Source organism: Micromonospora sp. BQ11 (assembly GCF_052068135.1).
Taxonomy (GTDB): Bacteria; Actinomycetota; Actinomycetes; order Mycobacteriales; family Micromonosporaceae; genus Micromonospora.
Map to the genome: position 1 here is coordinate 400,636 of NZ_JBQHDB010000003.1, position 24,545 is coordinate 425,180.

Consider the following 24,545-nt stretch of genomic DNA (forward strand, 5'->3'; position numbering starts at 1 on the left):
GACCGGGCAACTGCGGACGGGCCGATGTTCCCCGGCCCGTCCGCAGCGCCCGACCTGGTCGCGGCGCCCTACGGCTGCATCTCGTACGCGCCGGCGAGCGCCTCGACCTGCGCCCAGACGGCAGCGGTGCGGGACGCGTCCGGAATCGGGCGGCGCAGGTGCGCCACCGCCCAGGCGGCCTGCGCCTCGGTGGTGGCCGCCTTGCCGTGCAGCTCCGTCGCGAAGGCGGAGAAGTCACCGACGAGTACCGCGAAGATCTCGTCGAGCAGGTGGCGATCCAGGGCGGTCAGCTCGGCCTGCTCCAGGATCAACTGACCGTAGACGACCAGCGCGAAGAGCTGGCCGAGGGTGAGCAGGAAGTCCAGGTCGCGCTGCTGATCCTCATCCGGGGCGTGTGCACGCAGCAGTGCGCGGAGTCCGTCGGCCTGTTCCCGGAGCACCGCGACGTTCGGGATGTCGGCGTACGCGTCGTACGCGCTGCGCCAGTCGTGGAACCGGACCGCCCCGAGGCCGCGGGCGGGCCCCTGCCGGAAGAGGAACTCGTCGTCGGCGGGGTCCTGACGGGTCGGCACCGGCGGAAAGTCGGCCGGTTGGAACAGGTAGTTCGGCATGAACTTCACGATCAGGGCGAGGTTGACGTGCACGGTGCCTTCGAGCTTCGGCAGGCCACGGATGTCCTTGGCGGCCTTGTCGAAGTAGGTGTCCGCCTCGAAGCCCTTCGCGGCGATCACGTCCCACAGCAGGTCGATCACCCGCTCACCCTCGGTGGTGACCTTCATCTTCGTCATCGGGTTGAACAGCAGGTATCGCCGGTCGTCGGGGCTCGCCGACCGGAAGTAGTCGACGGCGCGGTCGCTGAACAGCTTCATCGCGACCAGTCGGGCGTACGCGTCGGTCAGCTCCCGCCGCACGTGCGGGAAGTCGGTGACCTGCTTGCCGTAGAGCACCCGCCGGTGCGCGTGGGTGACCGCCTCGTACATCGCGTGCTCGCAGATGCCGATGGACGCGGTGCAGAGGTTGAACTTGCCGACGTTGACGGTGTTGAGCGCGGCGTCGAACGCAGCCCTGCCCGTGTGCAGCACGTCCTCGGCGCGTACCGGGTAGTCCTCCAGTCGGAACTCGCTGACGTACATCTGCCCGTTCACGACGTTCCTGACCAGGCGGTAGGCGGGGTGGCGGCTGTCCGCGGCGAAGAAGACGTAGCCGTCGGGCCCCTCGACGTCGGCGCGGCGGCCGAAGACCGAGACGAGGCCGGCGACGTTGCCGTTGCCGATGTAGTACTTGCCGCCGTTGGCCCGGAATCCGCCCGCGCCGTCCGGCGTGAGGATCATGTCGGTGGAGTAGATGTCGGCGCCGTGGCTGCGCTCGGACAGGCCGAACGCCATGACGTGACCGTCGGCGAGCAACCGGGCCGCGTGGGCGCGGGCGTCCGCGTTCGCGCTCTGCCACACCGGCCCGAGACCCAGGACGGTCACCTGCCAGGTGTACCAGTAGCCCAGACCGTAGAAGCCGAGGATCTCGCTGAGCGCTGCGTTGCGCGCGGTGTCCCAGCGTCTGTCCGCCGCCCCGCCGCCATCGGCTGCCGGCGTCAGGAACGTCGCGAACAGGCCCTCCTTCGCGGCGAAGTCCAGGAAGTCGCCGTACCAGGCCCGATCGTTGTAGCTGTCGACCAGCGCCTTCTTGCCGCGATTCTCGAAGAAGTCGACAGTGGCGCGGAGCAGCCTGCGGGTCTCGTCGTCGAGGTGCGCGGGGTCGTAGGTACGCGGGTTCAGCAACAACGGGTTCGCCATGGGGGCATCGCCTTCCTGGGGAGTCACCGGCCGAGGCCGTGGAGGGTTTCGAGGACGTCGTCGAGCCAGTCGAGGACCATCCGCTCGTACGCGACGCCGCCCCGCAGCACGACGTGCTGCAACCGCTGGCCCGCGTCGAGCTCGCCGGCGTCGAGAAAGTCACGCCGCTCGCCCGTGACGTAGCGGTGGAGTGTGGCTTCGTGGTCGGCGCGGTACCGCTCGACCTCGGCGATCAGCGCAGCCCGGCCGGCATCGTCGTCGAACGCCGCGCCGCGGATCTTCACGGCCAGTTCGTGGCGGACCGTCTCCGGCTGGACGGGCTCCCGCAGCCACCCGGTGAGAACCTCCCGGCCGGTCGCGGTCACGGAGTAGCACCTCTTGTCGGGGCGCCCGTCCTGGCCGATCTCCTCGGCGGTGACCCAGCCGTCGGCCTCCATCCGCCGAAGGACGCGATAGATCTGCTGGTGGGTGGCGGTCCAGAACCGGCCGATGGAGCGCTCGAACCGCCGCGCCAGCTCGTAGCCGGACCCGGGCTGCTCGAGCAGCGAGACGAGGATCGCGTGTTCCAGTGCCACACCCGTGATCCTGCTATGCAACTCGTTGCATAGCAACCTCGAGGACGTTCTCAGCCGGTACGGGTGACGTGTCAGCCGGGCGCAGGGGTCCGCCGTCCGCGCGCCGGCGTCAGGATCGCGGTGACCACGGCGGCGACGACCGCGACGACGGCGCCGGTGGCGAAGCCGCGGGTGAACCCGGCGGTGCCGGCGCCGGCGATGCTCACCGCCGCCATCGACGACACCACGGCGGCACCGAGCGAGGCGCCGAACTCGTGGAAGGTGCTGACGATGCCGGAGGCCAGGCCCGCCTCCTGGGGTTCCACCTGGCCGAGAGCCGTGGCGGAGGCGACCACGAAGAGGATCCCGGTGCCGGCGGCGGCGACCGCCACTCCGATCACCATGACCGCGGTGCCGGCCCACAACGCGGGGGCCGTCATGCCGGCCGCGGCGAGCAGCAGGCCGCCCACACCCAGCGCGCGGGGGCCGGCGCGGCCGATCAGACCTCCTGCGGCGTTGGCGCCGATCATGGTCGCCACGGCCACCGGCAGGAAGAACAGGCCGGTGGCCAGCGGGCCGTGGCCCCGGTAATCCTGCAGGTAGAAGGTGCCGAGGAAGAACACCATGATCATGAGTGCGGTGGCGACCGTGATGAGCAGCGTGCCCGTCGCCACCGGGCGCCGGATGAGCAGCCGCAGGTTCATCAGCGGACTGGGGGCGGTCAGCTGACGGGCGACGAACGCGACGTAGAGCACCGCCGCCACGGCCACCAGGACCGCCGTCGTCGCCGTGGCCCAACCCCGGTCCCCGGCCTGGACCAGAGCGTAGATCACGACCCCGGTCGCGGCGGTGACCAGGACGGCGCCGGGTACGTCGAGCCGGCCGGATCGCGCCGGGGCGGGCTCCCGCGGCAGCTGAGCGCGCAGGACGACCAGCAGGACCAGACCCACGGGCACGTTGACGAAGAACACCCAGGGCCAGCCGGGCCCCGCCGTCAACAGGCCGCCGAGCAGCACACCGATCGCGGCGCCGCCGCCACCGAGCCCCGCCCAGATACCGAGCGCCTTGTTGCGCTCCTCGCCGTCGAAGATGGTGACGATCAGTGACAACGCGGCGGGCGACAGCAGCGCCGCCGCCAGCCCTTGCGTGACGCGACCGGCGAGCAGCACGGGACCCGCCGCGGCCAGCCCGGCGACAAGCGACGCCGCCGCGAACAGCAGCAGTCCGATCAGGACCATCCGACGGGCGCCGAACAGATCGGCCACACGTCCGCCGAGCAGCAGGAGCCCGCCGAAGGCGAGGGTGTAGCCACTGACCACCCAGGTCAGGGCCTCGCGCTCCAGACCGAGGTCCGCACCGATGTGCGGCAGGGCGATGGCCACCACGGTCACGTCCAGGATCAGCATGAGCTGGGCGATGCCCACCAGCCACAGGATCCGCCAGCGCCGGGGGTCCGGGCCCGCCGCTGCGGGCGGGTCGGTCAGGTCGGGGGTGGTCGAGGTTCCGCCTTCGGTCATGGCGCTCAACTCCCTTCGCTAAGGTGAACAGCCGTGTTCGGGTTGAGAGTCCGACCCTAACTCATACACCCCTGTACGGCTTAGAAGGAGTGTGATGTCCAGCTCCGCCACCGAGCCGGCCCGCCGAGCCGACGCGCAGCAGAACATCGAGAAGATCCTCGAGGCGGCGATCACCTGCCTGAGCCGCAGCAGCGGCGCCAGCGTGAGTCAGATCGCGCAGGCCGCCGGAGTGGGGCGGGTGACCCTGTACGGGCACTTCCCCTCCCGCGAGGCGCTGGTCGAGGCGGCCCTGGTGCGACTGCTGGCGCGGGGCGAGCAGGTGCTCGCGGGCATCGACCTGACCGGTGACCCCCGGCCGGCGCTGCGCGCGCTGATCGAGTCCGGCTGGATGCTGATGGCGCAGGCGAGCGCGGTGCTCGAAGCCGCGCAGGCGATCCTGCCGCCGGGGCGGGTGCACGAACTGCACGCCGAGCCCGAGCGACGCGTCCATGCGCTGATCCGCCGCGGCCAGGCCGAACGCGTCTTCCGGACCGATCTTCCGGCGAGCTGGCTGGCCGGCGTCCTGTACCACCTGATGAAGGGCTCCGCGGCCGACGTCGCCGCCGGCCGCGTCGACCCCGCCGACGCCCCCCGACTCATCGCCGAGACGATCCTGGCCGCCTACGCGCCCCCACCGCCCGGCCGTCCCGGACCTACGGGCCCCGGCTGACCCGTGGACGTCCGGCACCGATCCATGGGTGCGCACCTTCGTGCGGTGCATGGTCCGCACCTTCGAGGCCTGCCCGCGCGGTCGCCCCCGGATAGCGTCCACCAGAGACCAGTTCGGGGCGCACGGACGCCGATGCCGTGCCGCTCGTACCGCCGGCGGGCGACAACCGGTCAACTGGCCCATCGACGCAGGAAGGAGGTAGCGCCATGGCGTTCGACGTGGAGATCGTGAAGTCGGAAGAGGTTCTGCTGCAGCACCCGGCGTACTGATCAAGCACGGTTGCCGGGCGCGGGTTTCCCCCGCGCTCGGCTTCCCTATCCGTCCCGCAGCACAGGAGGCACCGCAGATGCGGATACGCCGCCACGGACAGCTGATCTGCCGGTGGGACACCGACGGGCTGTTCGTCGCCCTCCCCGATACCCCGCGTCAATGGCTCCGGGTCACACCCGACCTGATGACCCTGTTGCACGAACTGACCGATCCCCAGGACGCCGACGAGGTCGCGCACCGCATCGGCGGTGAGGACGCCAGCCGGGCGCTGACCGCGATCAAGAAGCTTCTCGACATCGGCGTGCTGGTCGAGGAGGGCACCGACGGCCCGCCCGCGATCTGGCAGCACTGGGGTTCGGTGGCGCGACGGTTCCACGCCGAGGCCCGGGACGCCGACTACCTGGTCGGCTCGACGCGACGCGACGAGACCGCCGCGCAGATCATCGCCGAGGGCCCGGCCCCCGCGCCGTTCAAGCGCTACCCGGACGCCCCGGCGGTGTTCCTGCCCCGCCGCCTCCTGCCACTGCGCACCCCGGTCGAGGACGTCTTCGCCGCGCGCCGGACCCACCGACTGTTCGCCGACGAACCGGTGAGCGTCGACGCTCTGGCCACCGTCCTGTCGTACGCGTTCGCCCCGCAGCGGTTCATCGACGGCGGCCAGTTCGGCGTACAGCAGGCCCGGGTCAGCGCCTCGGCCGGCGGTCGCCACGAGGTGGAGTGCTACGTGGCCGTGTTCGCCGTCGGCAGCGTCCCACCCGGCCTCTACCACTACGCCCCGGACCGGCACTGCCTCGAACTCCTCGACCCGTCCGTGGGCCGGGAGCGCGTCGCCGCCCTGGTCTACGGTCAGCAACCGTCCTACCAGGGCGCCTTCACCTGTCTGACCACCACCGTCGCCGGACGGCTGTCCTTCAAGTACCGCCACCCACGCGCCTACCGGCTCTGGATGTACGACGCCGGGCACTACGGGCAGACCTTCGCCCTCACCTGCGCCGCGCTGGGCCTCGCCCCGTTCCAGACCGTCGCCTTCCAGGACAGCCGCATCGAGGACATGCTCGGTGTCGACCGCGACGAGGAGTTCGCCACGTACCTGCTCTCCGCGGGGCTCCCCGCGCCGAGTCACGACGCGCTCCCGGTCGACCACGGCCACCCGCCGCCGGCGCACCTGGCCACCGCGGACCACGTGAGCCGCACCCGCCACGCCCCGAGCCCGTACGACGAGGTGTAGCCCATGCTCCCCCACCGCGTCCGCGGCCACCTTTCCTCGGAACCGCGATGACCGCCACGCAGACACCGACGCCCGCCGAAGGGCTCCGCCGGCACCCGCGGTTCCTGCGGGTCTGGGGCAGCCAGTCCGCCGGGGCCATCGCCGACCAGATCCTGCCCGTGGCGTTGAGCCTCTACGCGGTCGGTCGCGGCGGCGGGGTCGGCACCGTCGCCACGATCTTCGCCGGGCGCGCCGTGGCGCTCGTCGTGTGCCTGCTCGTCGGCGGGATCCTTGCCGACCGGGTGTCCCGGCCGAGGATCCTGCTCTCCGCCGACGTGGTGCGCGCCGTCGTCGTGGTCGTCGCCCTGGTGACGCTCGACCGGCTGCCGCTGGCCGGCCTCGCGGTGGTGACCGCGCTGTGCGGTGCCGCCGAGGCCATGTCCCGGCCGGCGCAGCCCGCCCTCGTCTCCGCGCTGTTGCCGTCGTCCATGCTGGAACGCGGCAACGCGCTGCTGTCCGCCGCCCAGCGTGGCGCCATCTTCCTCGGCGCGCTCGCCGGCGCCGCGGTGGTCGCCGGCATCGGCACCCGGGCGGCGCTGGGCCTCGCCGCGGTCATGTTCGCCGCCGGCGCCGTCGCCATGATCGGTATCAGGGACACCGTCGCCGATCGTCCCCGATCCGGGGTGCTCGCCGACGCCACCGCCGGCCTACGCGCCGTACGGCAGCGCCCGTGGGTCGTCGCCGTGATGACAGCGGTCGCCGTCCAGATCTTCGCGGGAACCGCACCCACCCTGACCCTGCTGCCGTTCATCGCCAGCAACGAGATCGGCGGCAGCGTCTCCTACGGCATCATCCTCGCCTCGCTCGCCGCCGGGGCCCTCCCCGCGGTCGTCATCGCCGGCCGGTGGCGGCCCCGGCGCCCCGGCACGGTGAGCATGCTCGCGCTCACCGCGTACGCCGCCCTGCCGGCCAGCCTGGTCGTCCCGCTGCCGCTGCCGGTCACCGCGGCATGCTTCGCGATCGGCGGATTCACCGTCGAGCTGTACTTCATCTACTGGTTGTCGGCCCTGCAGCGCGCCATTCCGCCCGAGGTCCTCGGCAAGACCCTGGCGCTCACCCAGCTCAACGCGTACGCGCTGTTGCCCGTCGGCTACCTGCTCACCGGACCGGTGGTCGCCCTGATCGGCGTCCGCCCCACCCTGGTCGCCGGCGCGATCGTGACCGCCGCCGCGAGCGGGCTCGCGCTGCTCGTTCCCGGCGTCGCCCACTTCGCCGACCCCGAACCGTCCGCGTCGCCACCAGCGACCCGGTGGAAGGCCGACCAGCCATCGACGGGAACCCCATGAACACCAGCCAGCCCCTCGTCCATCACCAGTTCGCCGCCCGTGCCGCGTCGCAGCCCGACGAGGTCGCCGTCATGCACGGAGAGCAGTGGATCAGCTATGCCGAGCTGGACCGGCGCGCCGACGGGCTGGCGCACCGGCTGCGCGACCGGGGTGTGGAACCGGGTGCGGTGGTCATGGTCCACCTGGAGCGGTCCATCGACGCGATCGTCAGCCTTCTCGCCGTCCTGAAGGCGGGCGCGGCGTACCTGCCGGTGCAGCGGGGGACGCCGGGCGGGCGCATCGAGGCCTTCGTCAAGGAGACCCGATGCGCGACGGTCATCGCCCGGGAGCACGACGTCCCGCCCTTCGCCGCCGTACCGGTGACGACCATCGACCCGGCCGCGGCCGCGGCCACCGTCGCCGACCGGCCCGCCGGTCCACCGGATGGGACCGTGGACGAGGCGGACATCGCCTATGTCATCTACACCTCGGGCTCCACCGGATCACCCAACGGCGTGCTGGTCGACCACGGCTCGCTGAGCTACCTGTGCGGTGAGATCAACAAGCGGTACCGGATCGGTCCCGCGGACCGGGTGCTCCAGTTCGCCGCGCTGCCCTTCGACACCTCGCTCGAGCAGATCATGGTGGCCCTGCTCAACGGCGCGACGCTCGTCCTGCCGGAGTGGACCTGGGCGCCGAGCGAGCTGGCCGGGCGACTGCGCCGGCACGCGATCACCGTCATGGACCTCACGCCCGCGTACTGGCGCCGGTTCCTCTCCGAGTGCGCCCGCGATCCGGTGGAGCTGCCGGTGCGGCTGGCGATCGTCGGTGGTGAGGCGGTGCGGGCCGAGGACTGCCGCGAGGCCCTGCGCCTGATGCCGCGAACGCGACTGATCAACGCCTACGGGTTGACCGAGGCCACCATCACGTCGTGCACCATGGAACTCACCGTCGAGCTGCTGCCGTCCCACGGCGCCGCCCCGGTCGGTCGACCACTGCCGGGCACCCACGTCTACCTCCTGGACGACCGGATGCGGCCGGTGGAGCCCGGCGAGCGCGGCGAGATCTACCTCGGCGGACGCGGCGTGGCCCGTGGCTACCTCGCCGAGGAGGCGCCGGGCCGGGCACGCTTCCTGCCCGACCGCTTCGCGGGCCGGACCGGGATGCGGATGTTCCGCACCGGGGACATCGGCCGGTGGACGCCGGAGCGGAACCTCGAGGTCCTCGGACGGGTCGACCGGCAGCTCAAGATCCGTGGCTTCCGGGTCGAACCGGGCGAGATCGAGGCGACCATCGCCACGCACGAATCGGTCGACAACGTGGCGGTGAAGGTCTGGGACCGGAACGACCAGCAGCGCCTCGTCGCGTACTACAGCGTCCCGCGGGGCCGCGCGGTCACCGCCGCGGAGCTGCGGCGGTTCACCGCCCGCTTGCTGCCCGACCACCTGGTGCCCACGGCGTACGTGGAGCTACCCGACCTGCCGTTGACGCCCAACGGAAAGATCGACCTGGACGCCCTGCCCGCCCACGACCCGTCCGCCGCGCCGCCGACCGGCACCGGACCCGACGGCGCCTCGGCCACCAGCCTGGTCGAACGCGGCGTGGCGAGGCTGTGGTGCGCGGTGCTCGACGTGGACCGGGTGGGCCCGGAGGACAACTTCTTCGCGCTGGGCGGCACCTCGATCCAGGCCGCGGAGCTGATGGCCAGGATCCGCGGCAGCTTCGGCATACTGATCGGCCACGTCCGGCCGCTCATCGAGCTCCTGCTCGACGACACCACGCTGCGTGACTTCGCCGCCGGGGTGCAGGCGGCCCGGACCGGGACGCTCGCCGGCGGCACCAGGAAGCCGGTCGACTTCGCCGCCGAGGCCGAGGTGGGCGTGCCGATCCGGCGCCAGGTGACCGACCCGCCCGACTGGCGGAACCCGGCACGGATCCTGCTCACCGGAGCGACCGGATTCCTCGGCATCTACCTGTTGCGCGAGCTGCTGACCACGACCGACGCCGTCGTGCACTGCCTGGTACGCGCCGACGACGCGGCGCACGCGATGGAGCGCATCCGGGCCAACGCGCGGCACTACCTCCGCGACGACCTGGCCGGGGCGTACGCCGCGGGCCGGGTCGTCGCCCTGGCCGGTGACCTGGCCGAGCCGCTCCTCGGCCTGTCCACGGCGGATTTCGACGAGCTCGCACGCACCGTCGACGTCATCCACCATCCGGGCGGCCGGGTCAACTTCGTCTATCCGTACGAACACATGCGGCCGGCGAACGTCGGCGGCACCCGCGAGATCGTCCGGTTGGCCGGCCGGTACCGCAACATCCCGATCCACTACACCTCCACGATGGCGGTGATCGCCGGCTTCGGCACCGCCGGACGGAGGCACGTCACCGAGGACACCCCGCCCGCCCACCCGGACCACCTCTCGGTGGGCTACGTGGAGAGCAAATGGGTCGCCGAGGTGCTGCTGCGGAACGCGGCCCGGCAGGGGCTGCCGGTGGCCATCTACCGGGCGGCGGACATCTCCGGCGACTGTGTGACCGGCGCGTGGAACACCGCGACCGAGATGTGCGCGATGAAGCGCTTCGTCGTCGACACCGGCACCGCGCCGGTCGCGGAGCTGCCGCTCGACTACACCCCGGTCGACCGCTTCGCGGCCGCGGTGGTGCACATCGCGGGTACGGCACTGCCGGCCGGCGAGGTCTACCACCTGACCAACCCGGGAAAGGTCAACATCGCCGCGCTCGCCGAGCGGCTCCGGCAGCACGGCTACCCGATCCGGCACGTCCCCTGGGACGAGTGGCTTGACCAGCTCGTCCGGATCGCGGTGGAACAGCCGGAGCACCCGATGACCCCGTTCGCGCCCCTGTTCATCGACCGGTGTGCGACCGGCCGGATGAGCGTGGCCGAGATGTACCTGGAGACCACCTTCCCCACCTTCACCCGCAGCAACGTGGACCGGGCCCTGCGCGGCAGCGGGATCGAGATCCCGCCGGTCGACGCCGAGATGCTCGACCGCTACCTCACCTACCTGATGTCGATCGGCTTCCTGCCGTCGACCACCTAGCCGGACGGCGCGGCCGATCGGGGCGCCGCCGGCCCACCTGAGCGAGGGAGCTGCCATGACAGACGATTTCGTACCCGTCATCGACCTGTCCGCACGCAACACCGAGGCCGGCCGCGCCGCCATCGCCGGCGCGATCGGCAAGGCCTGCGAGACCTCGGGTTTCTTCTCCGTCGTGGGACACGGCGTGGCGAGGGACCTGGTGGAGAGCATGTACACCACCACGAAGGGCTTCTTCACCCTGCCGGAGACCGAGAAGGAACGTAGCGCCAACCGCGGCACCGGGGTCTCGGGGCTGCGCCGGCCGGGCGGGCCGTACGAGGCGTTCGCCGCGCACGTGACCGGCGACCTCAGCGACGAGGAACGTGGCCGGCTCGGCGACTACCCGGCCACGTGGAAGGTCGCCAACATCTGGCCGGACGACACGTTCAGAACCACCTGGCACCGGTACATGGCGGCCATGACGGACCTGTCGGCCGACATCATGCGGCTGTTCGCTTCCGCCCTGGACCTCGACCCGAACTTCTTCGACGACAAGTTCGACCGGCACGTGTCACTGCTGCTGGCCAACTACTACTACCCGCGGCCGGCACCGGACGCCCTGCGGCGCGAGGCCCACACCGACTGGGGCAGCCTGACCGTGCTGTACGTGGAGGACGACCTGGGTGGTCTGCAGGTCGCCCACGGCGACGACTGGCTGGCCGTCCCGCCCGTTCCCGGCAGCTTCGTGGTGAACATCGGCGACCTGATGGCCTTCTGGACCGGCGGCCGATGGGCGTCGACGGTGCACCGGGTGGTCACCCCGGAACAGGACAGCACCCGGTCGCGGATCTCCATCCCGTTCTTCTACCTGCCGAACCACGACGCCTCGATCGAGCCGATGCAGCCGCTCGCCCCGGCCCAGCCGGAGGCGCACCTCGAGCGGGTCACGGTGGGCCAGTGGTTCTCGCACAAGATGCAGACCACGTACCAGGCCTCGTCCTAGCACGGGAGGAATCCGCCGCAGCGCAGAAGGGCAGATCATGATCGATTTCAGCACGGAAACGCGCCTGCGCCTCGACAGCCGGGGCGGCCGGTGCGCCTATGAACAGGTGGACCGGTTGCGCGAGATGGGACCGGCGGTGCCGGTCGAGTTGCCCGAGGGCGTCGGGGCGTGGTCGGTCACCCGCGGCGACGTCGTCAAGCTCCTGTTGACGCACCCGGGCGTGTCCCGCAACCTCCGGAAGACCGTACCCAGCTACGTGCCGGGCTCGGTGCCCTGGTTGTCCCCCTGGGTCGACGTGGAGTCGATGGCCACCACGGACGGCGCGGAGCACGCGCGCCTCCGAAAGCTGATCACACCCGCGTTCTCCCCCCGGCGCGTCGAGGCCATGCGCGGGAAGGCCGAGGATCTCGTGGCCCGGCTGCTGGACGACCTGGAGGCGGGATCGGGCGACGGACCGGTCGACCTGAGCGCCCGCTTCTCCTATCGGGTGCCGACGCAGATGATCTGCGACCTGTTCGGTGTCCCGGACGACCAGCGCCCCGAGGTGATGCGGGTGCTGCACACCGCCGGGGCCACCGACCTGACCGAGGAGGAGGCCCGCACGCTCATCGACGACCTCCACGCCGCCATGCGGACACTCATCGACACCCGCCGCCGGTTCCCGGGCGACGACCTGACAAGCTTCCTGCTCGCCGCGCGGGAGACCGGCGTCGAGCCGCTGAGCGAGCACGAACTCATCTCGACGCTGCTGCTGATGATCGGTGGCGGCAGCCAGACCACGATCAATCTGATCAACCACACCGTCCGGGAACTGCTCGCCCATCCCGACCAGCTCCGGACCGTACGCGCCGATCCCAGCCGGTGGCCCGATGCCATGGAGGAGTCGCTGCGGGTGCACTGTCCGGTCATGCACCTGCCCATGCGGTGGGCCACCGAGGACATCGACCTCGGCGAGGGTGTGGTCATCCGCCGGGGGGACGCGATCCTCATCTGCTACGGCGGCCACGGCCGGGATCCCGCCGTCCACGACGACCCGGGCGTCTTCGACATCGACCGCGCGAACAAGGAGAACATCGCGTTCGGACTGGGCGCCCACTTCTGTCCGGGCTCACGCCTGGCTCGCCTCGAGGCCCACGTGGCCCTGACCGCGTTGTTCGACCGTTTCCCGCGTCTCGCCCTGGCGTGCGACCCGGCGGAGGTGGAGCCCCGGCACACCTTCATCGGCAACGACGTCGCCGCGCTGCCGGTCCATCTCCACGGCCGATGAAGCAGACCACGCCCGCCCTGGTCCGCTACGCCTCGATGTGGGACGCCGTCGACGTGGCCGCCGCCCCGGCCGCGGACCCGGTGGCGTTCGGCGACGACCTGCACCCGGACGCCCTGCTCGCCGCCTACCAGCACGGCGTGTACCCCTTCCCGGCCGACGGCCCCGAACACCGGCTCGTCAACGAGCTGACCTACGCCTCGGCGGTGGAGGCCGGGCGGGTGAAGGTGCTCCCCGGCTCCGCCGAGCCCTTCTCGGTGGCCTGGTGCTCGCCGGACCCGAGGCCGCTCATCCTCACCGGCCAGGTGCACCTGCAACGCAGCCTCGCCAAGCAGTTGCGGGGCAGGCTGGCGTGGACGACGACGGTGGACCGCTGCTTCCGCCACGTGGTGCTGCGATGCCGGGAGAACCGCACGCACCGCTGGTTGACCGACGAGCTGGTCGCCGGGCTGTTCGGTCTCCACGAACGCGGACATGCCCACAGCGTGGAGGTGTGGGACGGCGACGACCTCGTCGGCGGGACGTTCGGAGTGCGTACCGGATCGATCTTCAGCGCCGACTCCCAGTTCACCCGGCGTAGCGGGGCGGCCAAGGTCGCCGTCGCCGATCTGGCGCGGCGCTTCGCGGAGGTCGGTGGGGTCGCGATCGACGTCCAGCACGACGGCGACCACGTCAGACGGCTGGGTGCGCGTCCGGTACCCCGGTCGCGGTACCTGGAGCTGTTGCGCGCTCCGGTCGGAGACCGGGCGCTGCCCCTCGATCGGCTGCCGGCTCGCCGGCTGGCCGAGTGACACGGGAGGAGACCATGACGTCGACAGGTACCGCGACGCCCGGACTGCACATCGTCAGCCTCGCCGCACGGCCGGACCTCGCCTCGGCGATGCTCGCCATGGAGTCGTCCTGGCCGGACTACATCCGCCCCGACCCGATCCTGGTGCACTGGGCGTTCGACCGGCACGCGGCGCACCAACTGCTGGTCCTCGGCGACGACGACCGGGTCGTCGCCCGCGCGGCGAGCGTTCCCCTCCACTGGGACGGCGACCCGAACACGCTCCCGGACACCGGCTGGGACGAGGCGTTGCGCCGCTGCATGGCGGACACCGCCAACGGGCGCCGGCTCACCACCATGTGCGCACTGGAGATCGCGGTCGTGCCCGGCCTCCTGGGCCGGAACATGTCCGGTCGGGTGCTCCGGGCTCTCATCGACCATTCCCGGAAGGCGGGATGTTACGACCTCGTCGCGCCGGTGCGCCCCAGCCGCAAACACCTCGAACCGTACGTGCCCATGCGTGAGTACGCGGCTCGCACCCGTCCGGACGGGTTACCTGAGGATCCCTGGCTACGGGTGCACGCCCGGGCCGGGGCTCAGATTCTGCACGTCTGCCCGGTGTCGATGACCGTCTCCGGCAGCCTCGCCCAGTGGCGCCGGTGGACGGGTCTGCCCTTCGACACGAGCGGCCCCACGGTGGTACCCGGTGCCGTCTCCCCGGTCGTGGTGGACACGGACCAGGACTACGCGGTCTACATCGAGCCCAACGTGTGGGTCCGGCACCGGCTCGCCGAACGCCCCGGCACTCCCCCTGACGACCAGACCGCGGAGGACGATTCCGATGACTGACCTGGTGACCACCGACCCCGCCGAGAAGATGCGGCTGCGGGCGGCCCTGATCGAGCGGATCGGCGGGTACATGACCGCACACGCGATGGGCGTGGCGGCCGAACTCGGGATCGCCGACCTGATCAAGGACGGGACCCGCACCAGTGCCGAACTGGCGGCCGCGACCGACACGCACGAGCCGTCGCTGCGGCGCCTGCTGCGCATGCTGGCCGCGGTCGGGCTCCTGGACGAGCCGACGCCCGGACGGTTCGCGCTGACCGACGTGGGCGCGCAGTTGCGGTCGGACTCGCCGGACTCGCTGCACGCCTTCACCCGGATGTTCTGCCATCCCCTGCTGATCGGCTCGTGGCAGGGCCTGATGTACTCGACCCGGACCGGCAAGCACGCCTTCGACCACGTGCACGGCCGGGACTTCTACGCGTACCTGGCCGAGCACCAGGACGTCAGTGCGCTGTTCAACGTCGCCATGAGCGAGGAGTCGCGGATCGCGGCCGCACAGGTGGCCGCGGGTTACGACTTCTCGGCGGTCCGGACCGTGGTGGACGTCGGCGGCGGCGACGGCACCCTCCTGGCCGCGATCCTGACCCGTCACCCCCACCTGCGCGGCACCGTCTTCGACAGCGCGAGCGGGGTGGCCGGAGCGCCCGACGTGCTGAGGGCCGCGGGGTTGGCGGAGCGCGGCGAGGTCCGGGCCGGTGACTTCTTCGCCGAGATTCCCGGCGACGCCGACCTGTACATCGTCAAGAGCGTGTTCCAGGACTGGAACGACGACGACTCCCGGACGATCCTGCGCACCTGCCGGGCACACATGCCTCCCACCGCGACGCTGCTGATCATCGGGTCGGTGTTGCCCGAGACCGCGTCGACGGAGGTGCCGATCATGTTCTTCACCGACGTGAACATGCTGGTCAACTCCGGTGGCCGGGAACGGACCGAGAGCGAGTTCCGGGCGCTGCTCACCGAGACCGGTTTCACGGTCCGGTCCGTGGCGGACGGTGCGGCCGGGCCGCTGTCGATCATCGAGGCCTCGCCCGCACGGTCCTGACGTCCCCCTCGATCCCGGGAGGCAACGATGCCCGTACCGCCCGGCTTCGCGGCCGAGTTGTTCCGTGGCCGGCTCCGGACCGACCTGCTCACGATGCCGCCCGGCGACCCGAGACGGGTCGGGGCGCGGGAGGAGCAGTTCCTCGCCCGACTGCGGAGCTTCTGCGAGAACGAGGTCGACGGCAGCCTGATCGAGCGCGACGACCGGATTCCGGACCACGTCATCCAGGGCCTCAAGGACATCGGCGCGTTCTGCATCAAGATCCCCCGCGAGTACGGCGGCCTGGGCCTGTCCGACCTCTGCTACCTCCGTGCGCTGATGGTCGTCAGCACCGTGCACTCCGCGCTCGGGGAGCTGCTCGGCGCGCACCAGGCCATCGGTCTCCCCCAGCCGCTCCTGCTGGCGGGCACGGAGGAACAGAGGAAGGAGTTCCTGCCCCGCTGTGTCCGCGAGATCTCCGCCTTCGCGTTGACCGAGGCCGACATCGGCAACGACCCGTTCCGGATCCGTACCAGCGCCGTTCCCGACCGGGCGGCGGGCACCTACACGCTCAACGGCGTGAAGCTGTGGACGACCAACGGTGTCATCGCCGACCTGCTCGTCGTGCTGGCGGTCGTGCCCGCCCCCTCCGACGGCGCCGGCGGGATCACCGCCTTCGTGGTGGAGGCCGGCGCCCCCGGCGTCACGGTGGACCACCGCAGCTCCTTTTTGGGCCTGCGCGGCCTCGAGAACGGCGTCATCCGGCTGCACGACGTGGTGGTACCGGAGCGGCATCGGATCGGGCACGAGGGCCGGGGCCTCGAGATCGCCCTCGCGGCGCAGGACACCGGACGGCTGTCGCTGCCGGCCGTGTGCGCCGCCGCAGCGAAATGGAGCCTGCGGATCGCCCGGCAGTGGGCCGGCACGCGCGTCCAGTGGGGTCGACCGATCGGTGAGCACGACGCCGTGGTCGGCAAGCTGGCCCTGCTCGCGGCGACGGCGTTCGCCCTGGAGGCGATCGTCGAGGTCACTGCCAGACAGGCCGACACCCGGATCGAGGCGGAACTCGCCAAGCTGTTCGCCTCGGAGAAGGCCTGGCTGCTCGCGGACGAGCTTCTGCAGCTGCGCGGCGGCCGGGGCTACGAGACCGCCGCCTCGGCGGTGGCGCGCGGCGAGCGGGGCGTCCCGGTCGAGCAGGTGCTGCGTGATCTCCGGGTCGGGCGCATCTTCGACGGCTCCACCGAGGTACTGCGGGTGTTCCTCGCCCGGGCCGTCATCGAGCGCCAACGGGAGGCGGTGTCGCCCCCGCCCGCGACGTACCGGGTCGGCTCCGGACCGCTCGCCGCCCACCTGTCGTTCGTGGACGCCTCCGCCCGGCGACTCGCCGCCACGATCGAGCAGGCCGCGGGCTTGCCGGACGCGACACTCGACGACCGGCAGCGGCACCTGGGACGGATCGTCGACATCGGTGCGGAGCTCTACGCGATGAGCGCCAGCTGCGCGTACGCGACCGCGCTACCCGACCTGGACGGCACGCCCGAAGAACTCGCCGACGCCTTCTGCACACAGGCCCGCGGCAGGGTCACCGACCTGTTCCACCGGCTGTCCGACAACACCGACACCGCCGACCGTACGGTGGCCCGCCAGGTGCTCGACGGCCGGTACCGGTGGCTGGAGGAAGGAGTGCTCGATCCCTCCGTCGAGGGCCCGTGGATCGCCGACCCGCAGCCTGGGCCGCCCACGGGGCCGAACCTGCGCCGCATCCTGCCCACCACCTGACCGGTCGAGGAGACCGCCGTGAACGCCGAGATCACCCGCGTCATCAGGTCCGCGCAGCAGCAGATCGCCGCGCAGGCGGCGGACAACCGATTCCTCGAGCTGCTCGAGGCGGGAATCGTTTCCCGGGAACGGCTGCGCCGGCTGGCCGGTGAGTTGTACCCGCTCGTACTCAGCGACCGGCGCAGCTTCGCCCTGCTCGCGTCCCGCTTTCCCACGGCACCGGCCGGCGACCTGTGGCTCGCCATGGCCGACGGGGAGGGCCAGGCGCTGACGCTGTTGCTGGACTTCGCCGCCGCGCTGAACCTGACCGAGCGACAACTGCGACGGTACGAGCCGACACCCGCGGCCCAGGCCTACCCGGCCTACCTGGCCCAGGTCTCGCTCTACGGCACGCGCAGCGACGTGGCCCTCGCCCTGCTGGCCAACGTGACGGAGTCCGGGGGCTGCAGCGCGCGGGTCGCCGACGCCCTCCAGTCCACCTACGGCTTCGACGACAAGGCGGTCGGGCACTTCCGATTCTTCGCCGACACCCCGCCGAGCCTGGTGGACCAGGCCGCAGCCACCTTGGCGACCGGACTGTCCGACGGTGACGATCCGGTCGCCGCCGTCCGGACCGCCCGGATGGTCCACGCCTACGAGTCGATGTTCTGGAACACCCTGGCCGGCCGCTAGTCCGCCGAGGGCGACAGCTCGGTCAGCGGCATCTCGATCCGCCGGTCGATCCGGTCCGCCACCCACGTCCGGGTGTCGACCAGCCACCAGCGCACCACGTCTATCACGTACAACCGGTGCGGGGCGGGCGCCCGCAGCAGCGCCATGGGCAGGCTCCACTCCGCACGTTCGCGTGGATCGGGAAACACGCTCTCGTAGAAGAGCGGCGCGAAGCGGCGTACGTCCTCGGCCGCCACCTCCGCGCACCGCCCGGTGAACTGCGCGCCGTCGACCGCGGCGACCTCCCACCCCCCGGTCGCGGAGACGTGGAAAAGCGAGCCGCTGACCCGTGGGACCCGGGCGATGTTCCGGCTGTGGCGGGACTCCGTCGCCGAGCCGAACACGAAGCGCAGCGGGTCCGTGAGCCAGGCGTACTGCACGACCGCCGCCCAGGGCGATCCGTCCTCGGACACGGTCGCCAGGGTCAGATACCTGGCCTCGCTCAGCAGCCGGCGCGTCCGGCCGGCCAGGCTGTCGTCGTCCATCCGCTGGGCCCTTTCGAGCGGGGGAGACCATCGCCGTACGAGGACGCCCGCGATCAGGGATCGACCGGTCGCACCACGTCGGCCCCGGGTCGTCCGTCATGATGCGGTGCCGACGCCGCCGCGGTCAACGGGTCGCGCCACCCCGAACCGGTCCCTTCGGGTGAACAATTCCCCGGCGACCGATCGACCGCCCGAACGTGCTCCGGAGCGCCCCATGAGTGCGCACTTTCGCGCGGCTCATGGACCGCACCTTCGAGGCCTGTCGATACCTGCCGTCTCGCGTAACGTCCGCAGCAGGCTGATCTCGCGAAACGGAAATCGCGAGCGTCGCGGCGCACCGAACACCCGCGCCCCGGACAGTCCACCTTTCGACAATGAGGCAAGGCGATTGTCATGTCGTTGTGGAATACGCACTCGTCCGAACGTGAGCGTCCCACGGCAGTGGAAGCCACCGCTGCGGAGCCCGACGCGCCGGTGCTCGCCGATCAGCAGAGCATCGAGGACTGGATCGTCATCAGGATCGCCGACGCCCAGGGGCTGGACCCCGAGCTGATCGACGTGAACGAGTCCTTCATCGCCAACGGTCTCGGCTCGGCGTCGAGCGTCGCCCTGGTCAGCGATCTCGCCACACTGCTCGGCATCCCGCTGCCGGAGACGCTGGCCTGGGAGTACCCCAGCATCGCGGCGCTGGCCGAGCACGTCGCCAGTATCGCACCGAGCTCGCACAACGACTGACGTCCAGACCGGGGGTAAGCGCGGCATGGAACCAATCGCGATCATCGGCATGGGATGCCGGTTCCCGGGTGCCAACGGCCCGGACGAGTTCTGGAAGCTCCTGCTCGACGGCGTCGACGCGATCAGGGAGGTGCCGCCCGATCGCTGGAACGCCGAGGACCTCTACGACACCGACCCTCAGGCGCCCGGAAAGATGATCACGCGCTGGGGCGGCTTCCTGGACGACGTTGACCAGTTCGACCGGGAGTTCTTCGGCATCTCCCCCCGCGAGGCGGGCGCCATCGACCCGCAGCAGCGGCTCCTGCTCGAGGTCACCGCCGAGGCACTCGAGGACGCCGGCCAGCCGCGCACGGCGATCGCCGGCAGCGACACCGCGGTCTTCGTCGGGATCAGCACCTACGACTACGCGCTGCTGCAAGCGTCCCGGCTGCGGAACATCGACGCGTACTGGGGCACCGGCGTCGCCCTCAGCATCGCCGCCAACCGCATCTCGTACATGTTCGACCTCCGCGGCCCGAGCGCCGCCGTGGACACGGCCTGCTCCTCCTCCCTGGTGGCTCTGCACATGGCGTGCCAGAGCCTGTGGAACGGACAGTCGCACCTGGCGATCGCCGGCGGCGTGAACCTGATCCTCTCCCCCTCGTTCGCGATCAACTTCACCAAGGCCGGCGTCATGGCCCCGGACGGCCGCTGCAAGACGTTCGACGCCGGCGCCGACGGCTACGTCCGGGGTGAGGGCGCGGGTGTCGTGGTGCTCAAGCCACTGGAGCGCGCGCTCGCCGATCACGACGACATCCGGGCCGTGATCCGGGGCGGCGCGGTCGGGCAGGACGGGCGCTCCAACGGGCTGATGGCACCCAACCGCCTGTCGCAGGAGGACGTGCTGCGTGCCGCGTACCAACACAGCGGCGTCGCGCCGAGCGACGTCGACTACGTCGAGGCGCACGGCACCGGCACGGCACTCGGCGACACGATGGAGGCGGGCGCGCTGGGCACGGTGGTCGGCAAGGACCGCCCGCCGGAACGCCCCTGCGTCGTCGGATCGGTCAAGTCGAACATCGGCCACCTGGAGGCCGCCGCCGGCATCGCGGGCGTCATCAAGACCGTGCTGATGCTCGAACACCGCCAGATCCCCGCCAGCCTGCACATCGAGAACCCCAACCCACAGATCGACTTCCAGGCGCTGCGGCTGCGGGCCGCGCGTGCCCGCCATCCGTGGGCACGACGCGAGGGTCCGCTCCGGGCGGGGGTCAGCTCCTTCGGCTTCGGCGGGACGAACGCCCACATCGTGCTCGAAGAGGCCCCGAACGGCCGCGCGCACGACGACGCGGCCCGGCCACGCGCGGAAGGCACCGTCCTCATCCCCCTCTCGGCCCGGACGCCGGAGGCACTGCGGCAGACGGCGGAGCGGCACCTGAGCGTGCTCACCGCGGACGACGACGCCCCCGACCTCGGGGACCTGGCCGCCACCACGAGCGTCCGCCGCTCGCACCACCGCCACCGGTTGGCCCTCGTCAGCAGCACCCGCGACGGTGCGGCGGACCAGATCCGCGCGTTCCTCGGGGGCGAGACCCACGCCGGGATGGCGGTGGGCGACGCCGGCCCGCGCCGACGCCGGCGGCTGGTCTTCGTCTGCTCCGGGCAGGGACCGATCTGGTGGCCCCTCGACCCGACGCTGCGCGACGAGCCGGTGCTGCGTGCCACCCTGGAGGAGTGTGACCGGCTGATCCGGGCCGAGACCGGTTGGTCACTGCTCGACCAGCTCTGGGCCGACACCTCGATGAGCCGCCTCGACGAGACGGACTTCTGCCAACCGGCGCTGTTCGCCGTGCAGGTGGCCCTGGCCAACCTGTGGCGATCGCGGGGCATCGTCCCGGACGCCATGGTCGGCCACAGCATGGGCGAGGTCGCGGCGGCGCACCTGTCGGGGGCACTGAGCCTGGAGGACGCCGTACGCGTCATCTGCCACCGCGGCCGGCTGATCCGCACGGTCTCGGGCCGGGGACGGATGGCCGTCGTCGAACTCTCCGCCGACGCCGTCCGGAACGAACTGCGCGGCCTCGACGATCGCCTGTCGGTGGCGGCCGTCAACGCACCGACCTCGACCGTGATCTCCGGGGATCCGGAGGCCGTCGAGCAGGTCACCGCCCGGTTGAGCACCAGGGGGATCTTCTGTCGGGTCCTGCAGTCCGTCGATTTCGCGTCGCACAGCCCGCAGATGGAGCCGCTCCGGGACGACCTCGCCGGCGCGCTGAGCGGCCTGCGGCCGACGGCGACGCGGCTGCCGATGTACTCGACGGTGACGGGCAGGGTCGTCGACGGCGAGGTGCTCGACGGCGACTACTGGGCCGAGAACATCCGGACGCCGGTGCTCTTCGCCGGGGCCGTCGACGGTCTCCTCGACCAGGGCCACGACGTGTTCGTGGAACTCTCGCCACACCCTGTACTGCTTCCCGCCATCGCGCAGTGTGCCCAGAGCCGGCGCCACGAGGCCGCGCTCCTGCCCTCACTGCACCGGGAGCAGCCACCGGCCGAGACCATGCTGACGTCGCTCGGGGCGCTGTACGCCGTCGGCTTCGAGCCCGCGTGGACGGCGTTGCATCCAGAACCCCGGCGCCCGGTGCGGTTGCCCGGCTACCCGTGGCAGCACGAGCGTTGCTGGCTGGCCACGCCGGCCGGTCCGTCGTCCTTCGGCGGCGAGTTCGGCGGGCACCCTCTGCTCGGCAACCACCTGCAACTCGCCGACTCCGAGGCCGGCCACGTCTGGGAGAGCACGATCAGCGTGGCGGCGCCGGCCTTCCTCCACGACCACCGCGTCCAGGGCATCGCCGTGCTCCCGGGCGCCGCCTGGCTGGAGATGGTGCGGGCGGCGGCGGCGCAGGCATACGGCGAGGACGCCGCCGTACTCACGAAGATCGAGCTTCAGCGCATGCTCGTCCTGGACGACGCCGACGCGGCGACCGTCCAGCTGCGGATGTCCGCCTCCAACGGCTCGGGCGTGAGCTTCCATGCGTACTCCCGCACCGCGCAGGACAATCACGACGGTCCGGAATGGACCAGACACGCAACCGGCACCATCTCGTTCGGGGAGGCCACGGCCGATCTTCCACCGCTGGACCTGGAGGCGCTGCGCACGCGCTGCCCGGACCCGGTCAAGGCGGCCACCCTCTACGACGCCATGGGCGCGCGCGGGCTCGAGTACGGCCCGACGTTCCGGGCGGTCGAGCAGCTCTGGAACGGTGACCGGGAGGCGCTGGCCGTTCTCGTCCCGCCGCCGCAGGTGGAGTCCGAGCTGGGCACGTACGGCGTCCACCCGGTGCTGCTGGATGCCGGCCTGCAGGTCCTCGCCGCAACATTGCTGGGTGATGCCGACGCCGACGGCCAGGGACCCTACGTTCCCCTCGGTATCGATCGCATGGTGGCGCAGCCGGCGGCGGGCAAGCCGGGCCGCCTCTGGGCCCACGCCCGCCTGCGCCCGCCGAGCGACGCCGCCCCCACCGGCACCATCGGCGACGTCCGGCTGGCCGACGACGCCGGCGAGACCGTCCTGCTCCTCGAAGGCGTGCACATCAGGCAGCTCGACGGTGACACGTGGCTGCCGGCGGCCATGGCACTCGACCGCGCTCTCTACGAGGTGCGCTGGCGCCGCCAGGGCCGCGGCGCTCCCGCCCGCCCGAACCCTGCCGGCGGCTGGCTGATCTTCGCCGATGGCCGCGGGGTGGGCGAGGCGCTCGCGGCGCGCCTGACCGGCGACGGCGACCCGGCCGTCCTGGTGACGCACGGAGAGGGCTACGACGACTCGGATCCCGGCCGGCTCGTGATCCGCCCAGACCGCGAGGACGAGGTACGCCGAGCGGTCGGCGCGGCGCGGGAGCGGATGGGAGCGTTACGGGGCGTCGTCCACCTCTGGAGCCTGGACGCCGCGGACGCGGGTGGTCGCGGCCAGCGCTTCGCCCGGGACCGGATCTACGCCCGGCCGACCAGGCTGCGCGCCGCCCAACTGCGCGGTGTCGTGAACGTGCTGCACCTGGTGCACGCACTCGCCGACGGTACCCCGGCGGAGCCGCCCCCGCGCCTGTGGCTCGTGACCAGCGGCGTCCACGGCATCGACGGCTCGGCACCACCGGTATCGGTGGATCAGGCACCGCTGTGGGGGCTCGGCCGGGTGGCTGCGCTCGAACATCCTGAACTGCGGCCCACGCTGCTGGACCTGGAGCCATCGCCGGACCCGGCAGCCGCGGAGCGGATCGCCGAGGAGCTCCGCGCCGACGACGCGGAGACCCAGGTGGCGGTCCGGGGCGGCGAGCGGCACGTGGCGCGGCTGGGGCGCCTGGCAGCACCCCGCAGGGAGCCCGGCGACACCGTGCGCGAGGACGCGACCTACCTGGTCACCGGCGGCCTCGGCGCGCTGGGACTGCTGGTGGCGCGCTGGCTCGTCGAGCACGGTGCGCGCCATCTCGTGCTCGTCGGCCGTCGGGAGGCCGATGACGCGACCGAACAGGAACTGCGGGCGCTCCGCAAGGAGGGCGTCGACGTGCGGGTGATGCGCGCCGATGTGAGCGACGAACTGGTGCTCGCGCAGATCGTCGCCGAGGTGGCGGACACCATGCCGGCGCTGCGCGGCGTCGTGCACGCGGCCGGTGTCCTCGACGACGCCACCCTCGGCACGCTCGATGCGGCGCGGCTGTTCGCCGTCCTCGAACCGAAGGCCGTCGGTGCGTGGAACCTGCACAACCTGACGGCGAACCTGCCCCTCGACTTCTTCGTGCTGTTCTCGTCGCTCGCAGGCACCCTCGGCTCGCCGGGTCAGGGCAACTATGCGGCGGCCAACGCGTTCCTCGATGCCCTGGCCGGACTACGGGCGGCGCAGGGGCGACCGGCACTGAGCATCGCCTGGGGGCCCTGGGAGAACACCGGGTTGTCGGTCCGACCCGAGGGTGTCGGCCGGTTCGTCGAGCGCGCCGGCGTCAAGGGCATCGCACCGGCCGGCGGCATTGAATGGCTCGGGCGACTGCTCGGCCTCACGACGCCGCAGGTCGCCGTGGCGACGGTCGACTGGGACCGCTGGGCGGCGCACTCGCCGGTCGCGGCGGGATCGCTCCTGACGTCGGAGCTCGTCTCCGCCGAGCCCACCGCGACGACGGCCGCCGGTCCCGGCCCGAGCACCCTCACCGTCGACGAGCTGTTCGCCGCCGATCCGGCCGAGCGTCAGGAGCTGCTCGAGGCGTACCTGCACGTCGCCATCGCGCGGGCGCTCGACATGAAGCCGGAGCAGCTCGACGCCGACCAGCCGCTCACCGGCGTCGGACTGGACTCGCTGGTCGCGGTCGGCATGAAGAACCAGATCGAGGTGGACCTCGGCATGTCGCTGCCGTTGGCTGCCGCCCTGGAGGGATCCAGCGTGCGGCAGCTCGCCGAACAGATGCTGGCCGGCGCCCCGGGACCGGGGGACGACGGTGCGGACATCGAGTCCGACGAAGAGTTCGAGATTTTCTGACATCACCTGGAGG

Annotated in this window: 17 protein-coding genes; 13 read left to right on the plus strand and 4 right to left on the minus strand. The window is 71.8% G+C overall.

Translation table 11 applies throughout. The features are described 5' to 3' along the window. Positions 1-68 precede the first annotated feature (68 nt). From ACTMSW_RS08955 to ACTMSW_RS08965, 3 genes are all read right to left on the minus strand, one after another. Positions 69-1,790, minus strand: a complete 1,722-nt coding sequence (locus ACTMSW_RS08955; protein ID WP_441180049.1) for an acyl-CoA dehydrogenase family protein — start codon at positions 1,788-1,790, stop codon at positions 69-71. A gap of 23 nt (positions 1,791-1,813) precedes the next feature. Further along, entirely contained in the window at positions 1,814-2,365 is a 552-nt protein-coding gene (locus ACTMSW_RS08960) for a PadR family transcriptional regulator (RefSeq protein ID WP_441180050.1), read from the minus strand. 71 nt (positions 2,366-2,436) lie between these two features. Beyond that, the gene (locus ACTMSW_RS08965) at positions 2,437-3,861 is read right to left on the minus strand and encodes an MFS transporter (RefSeq protein ID WP_441180051.1); all 1,425 of its coding nucleotides are present in this window, start codon (positions 3,859-3,861) and stop codon (positions 2,437-2,439) included. 94 nt (positions 3,862-3,955) lie between these two features. Between ACTMSW_RS08965 and ACTMSW_RS08970 the strand changes: the two genes are divergently transcribed. From ACTMSW_RS08970 to ACTMSW_RS09020, 11 genes are all read left to right on the plus strand, one after another. Further along, on the plus strand, positions 3,956-4,570 hold the full coding sequence (locus ACTMSW_RS08970; protein ID WP_441180052.1) for a TetR/AcrR family transcriptional regulator: 615 nt from the start codon (positions 3,956-3,958) through the stop codon (positions 4,568-4,570). Between the two features lie 346 nt (positions 4,571-4,916). Then, positions 4,917-6,068, plus strand: coding sequence for a SagB/ThcOx family dehydrogenase (locus ACTMSW_RS08975; protein WP_441180053.1), 1,152 nt, complete (start codon positions 4,917-4,919; stop codon positions 6,066-6,068). 47 nt (positions 6,069-6,115) lie between these two features. Beyond that, on the plus strand, positions 6,116-7,393 hold the full coding sequence (locus ACTMSW_RS08980) for an MFS transporter (RefSeq protein WP_441180054.1): 1,278 nt from the start codon (positions 6,116-6,118) through the stop codon (positions 7,391-7,393). Then, a complete protein-coding gene (locus ACTMSW_RS08985; protein WP_441180055.1) occupies positions 7,390-10,437 on the plus strand; it encodes a non-ribosomal peptide synthetase family protein in 3,048 nt (1,015 codons plus the stop codon). Before ACTMSW_RS08980 ends, ACTMSW_RS08985 begins: the two co-directional genes overlap by 4 nt. A 55-nt stretch (positions 10,438-10,492) precedes the next feature. Further along, positions 10,493-11,419 (plus strand): isopenicillin N synthase family dioxygenase, encoded by a 927-nt coding sequence (locus tag ACTMSW_RS08990; RefSeq protein ID WP_441180056.1) that lies wholly within the window; start codon positions 10,493-10,495, stop codon positions 11,417-11,419. A gap of 37 nt (positions 11,420-11,456) precedes the next feature. Then, positions 11,457-12,686, plus strand: coding sequence for a cytochrome P450 family protein (locus tag ACTMSW_RS08995; protein WP_441180057.1), 1,230 nt, complete (start codon positions 11,457-11,459; stop codon positions 12,684-12,686). After that, a complete protein-coding gene (locus ACTMSW_RS09000; protein ID WP_441180058.1) occupies positions 12,683-13,474 on the plus strand; it encodes a leucyl/phenylalanyl-tRNA--protein transferase in 792 nt (263 codons plus the stop codon). The genes ACTMSW_RS08995 and ACTMSW_RS09000 overlap by 4 nt, the downstream gene beginning before the upstream one ends. A 14-nt stretch (positions 13,475-13,488) precedes the next feature. Next, a complete protein-coding gene (locus ACTMSW_RS09005) occupies positions 13,489-14,301 on the plus strand; it encodes an N-acetyltransferase (RefSeq protein ID WP_441180059.1) in 813 nt (270 codons plus the stop codon). Then, the gene (locus tag ACTMSW_RS09010) at positions 14,294-15,346 is read left to right on the plus strand and encodes a methyltransferase (RefSeq protein WP_441180060.1); all 1,053 of its coding nucleotides are present in this window, start codon (positions 14,294-14,296) and stop codon (positions 15,344-15,346) included. Before ACTMSW_RS09005 ends, ACTMSW_RS09010 begins: the two co-directional genes overlap by 8 nt. Before the next feature lie 27 nt (positions 15,347-15,373). Beyond that, on the plus strand, positions 15,374-17,104 hold the full coding sequence (locus ACTMSW_RS09015; RefSeq protein ID WP_441180061.1) for an acyl-CoA dehydrogenase family protein: 1,731 nt from the start codon (positions 15,374-15,376) through the stop codon (positions 17,102-17,104). Positions 17,105-17,122: 18 nt separating this feature from the next. Beyond that, positions 17,123-17,776, plus strand: coding sequence for a hypothetical protein (locus ACTMSW_RS09020; RefSeq protein WP_441180062.1), 654 nt, complete (start codon positions 17,123-17,125; stop codon positions 17,774-17,776). Here the strand turns inward: ACTMSW_RS09020 and ACTMSW_RS09025 are convergent. Continuing rightward, positions 17,773-18,300 (minus strand): pyridoxamine 5'-phosphate oxidase family protein, encoded by a 528-nt coding sequence (locus tag ACTMSW_RS09025; RefSeq protein WP_441180063.1) that lies wholly within the window; start codon positions 18,298-18,300, stop codon positions 17,773-17,775. The genes ACTMSW_RS09020 and ACTMSW_RS09025 overlap by 4 nt on opposite strands. A 441-nt stretch (positions 18,301-18,741) precedes the next feature. On the opposite strand from ACTMSW_RS09025, the gene ACTMSW_RS09030 reads away from it, so the two are divergent. Next, on the plus strand, positions 18,742-19,035 hold the full coding sequence (locus ACTMSW_RS09030) for an acyl carrier protein (protein ID WP_441180064.1): 294 nt from the start codon (positions 18,742-18,744) through the stop codon (positions 19,033-19,035). A 25-nt stretch (positions 19,036-19,060) separates the two neighbouring features. Further along, positions 19,061-24,532 (plus strand): type I polyketide synthase, encoded by a 5,472-nt coding sequence (locus ACTMSW_RS09035; protein ID WP_441180065.1) that lies wholly within the window; start codon positions 19,061-19,063, stop codon positions 24,530-24,532. Positions 24,533-24,545 lie beyond the last annotated feature (13 nt).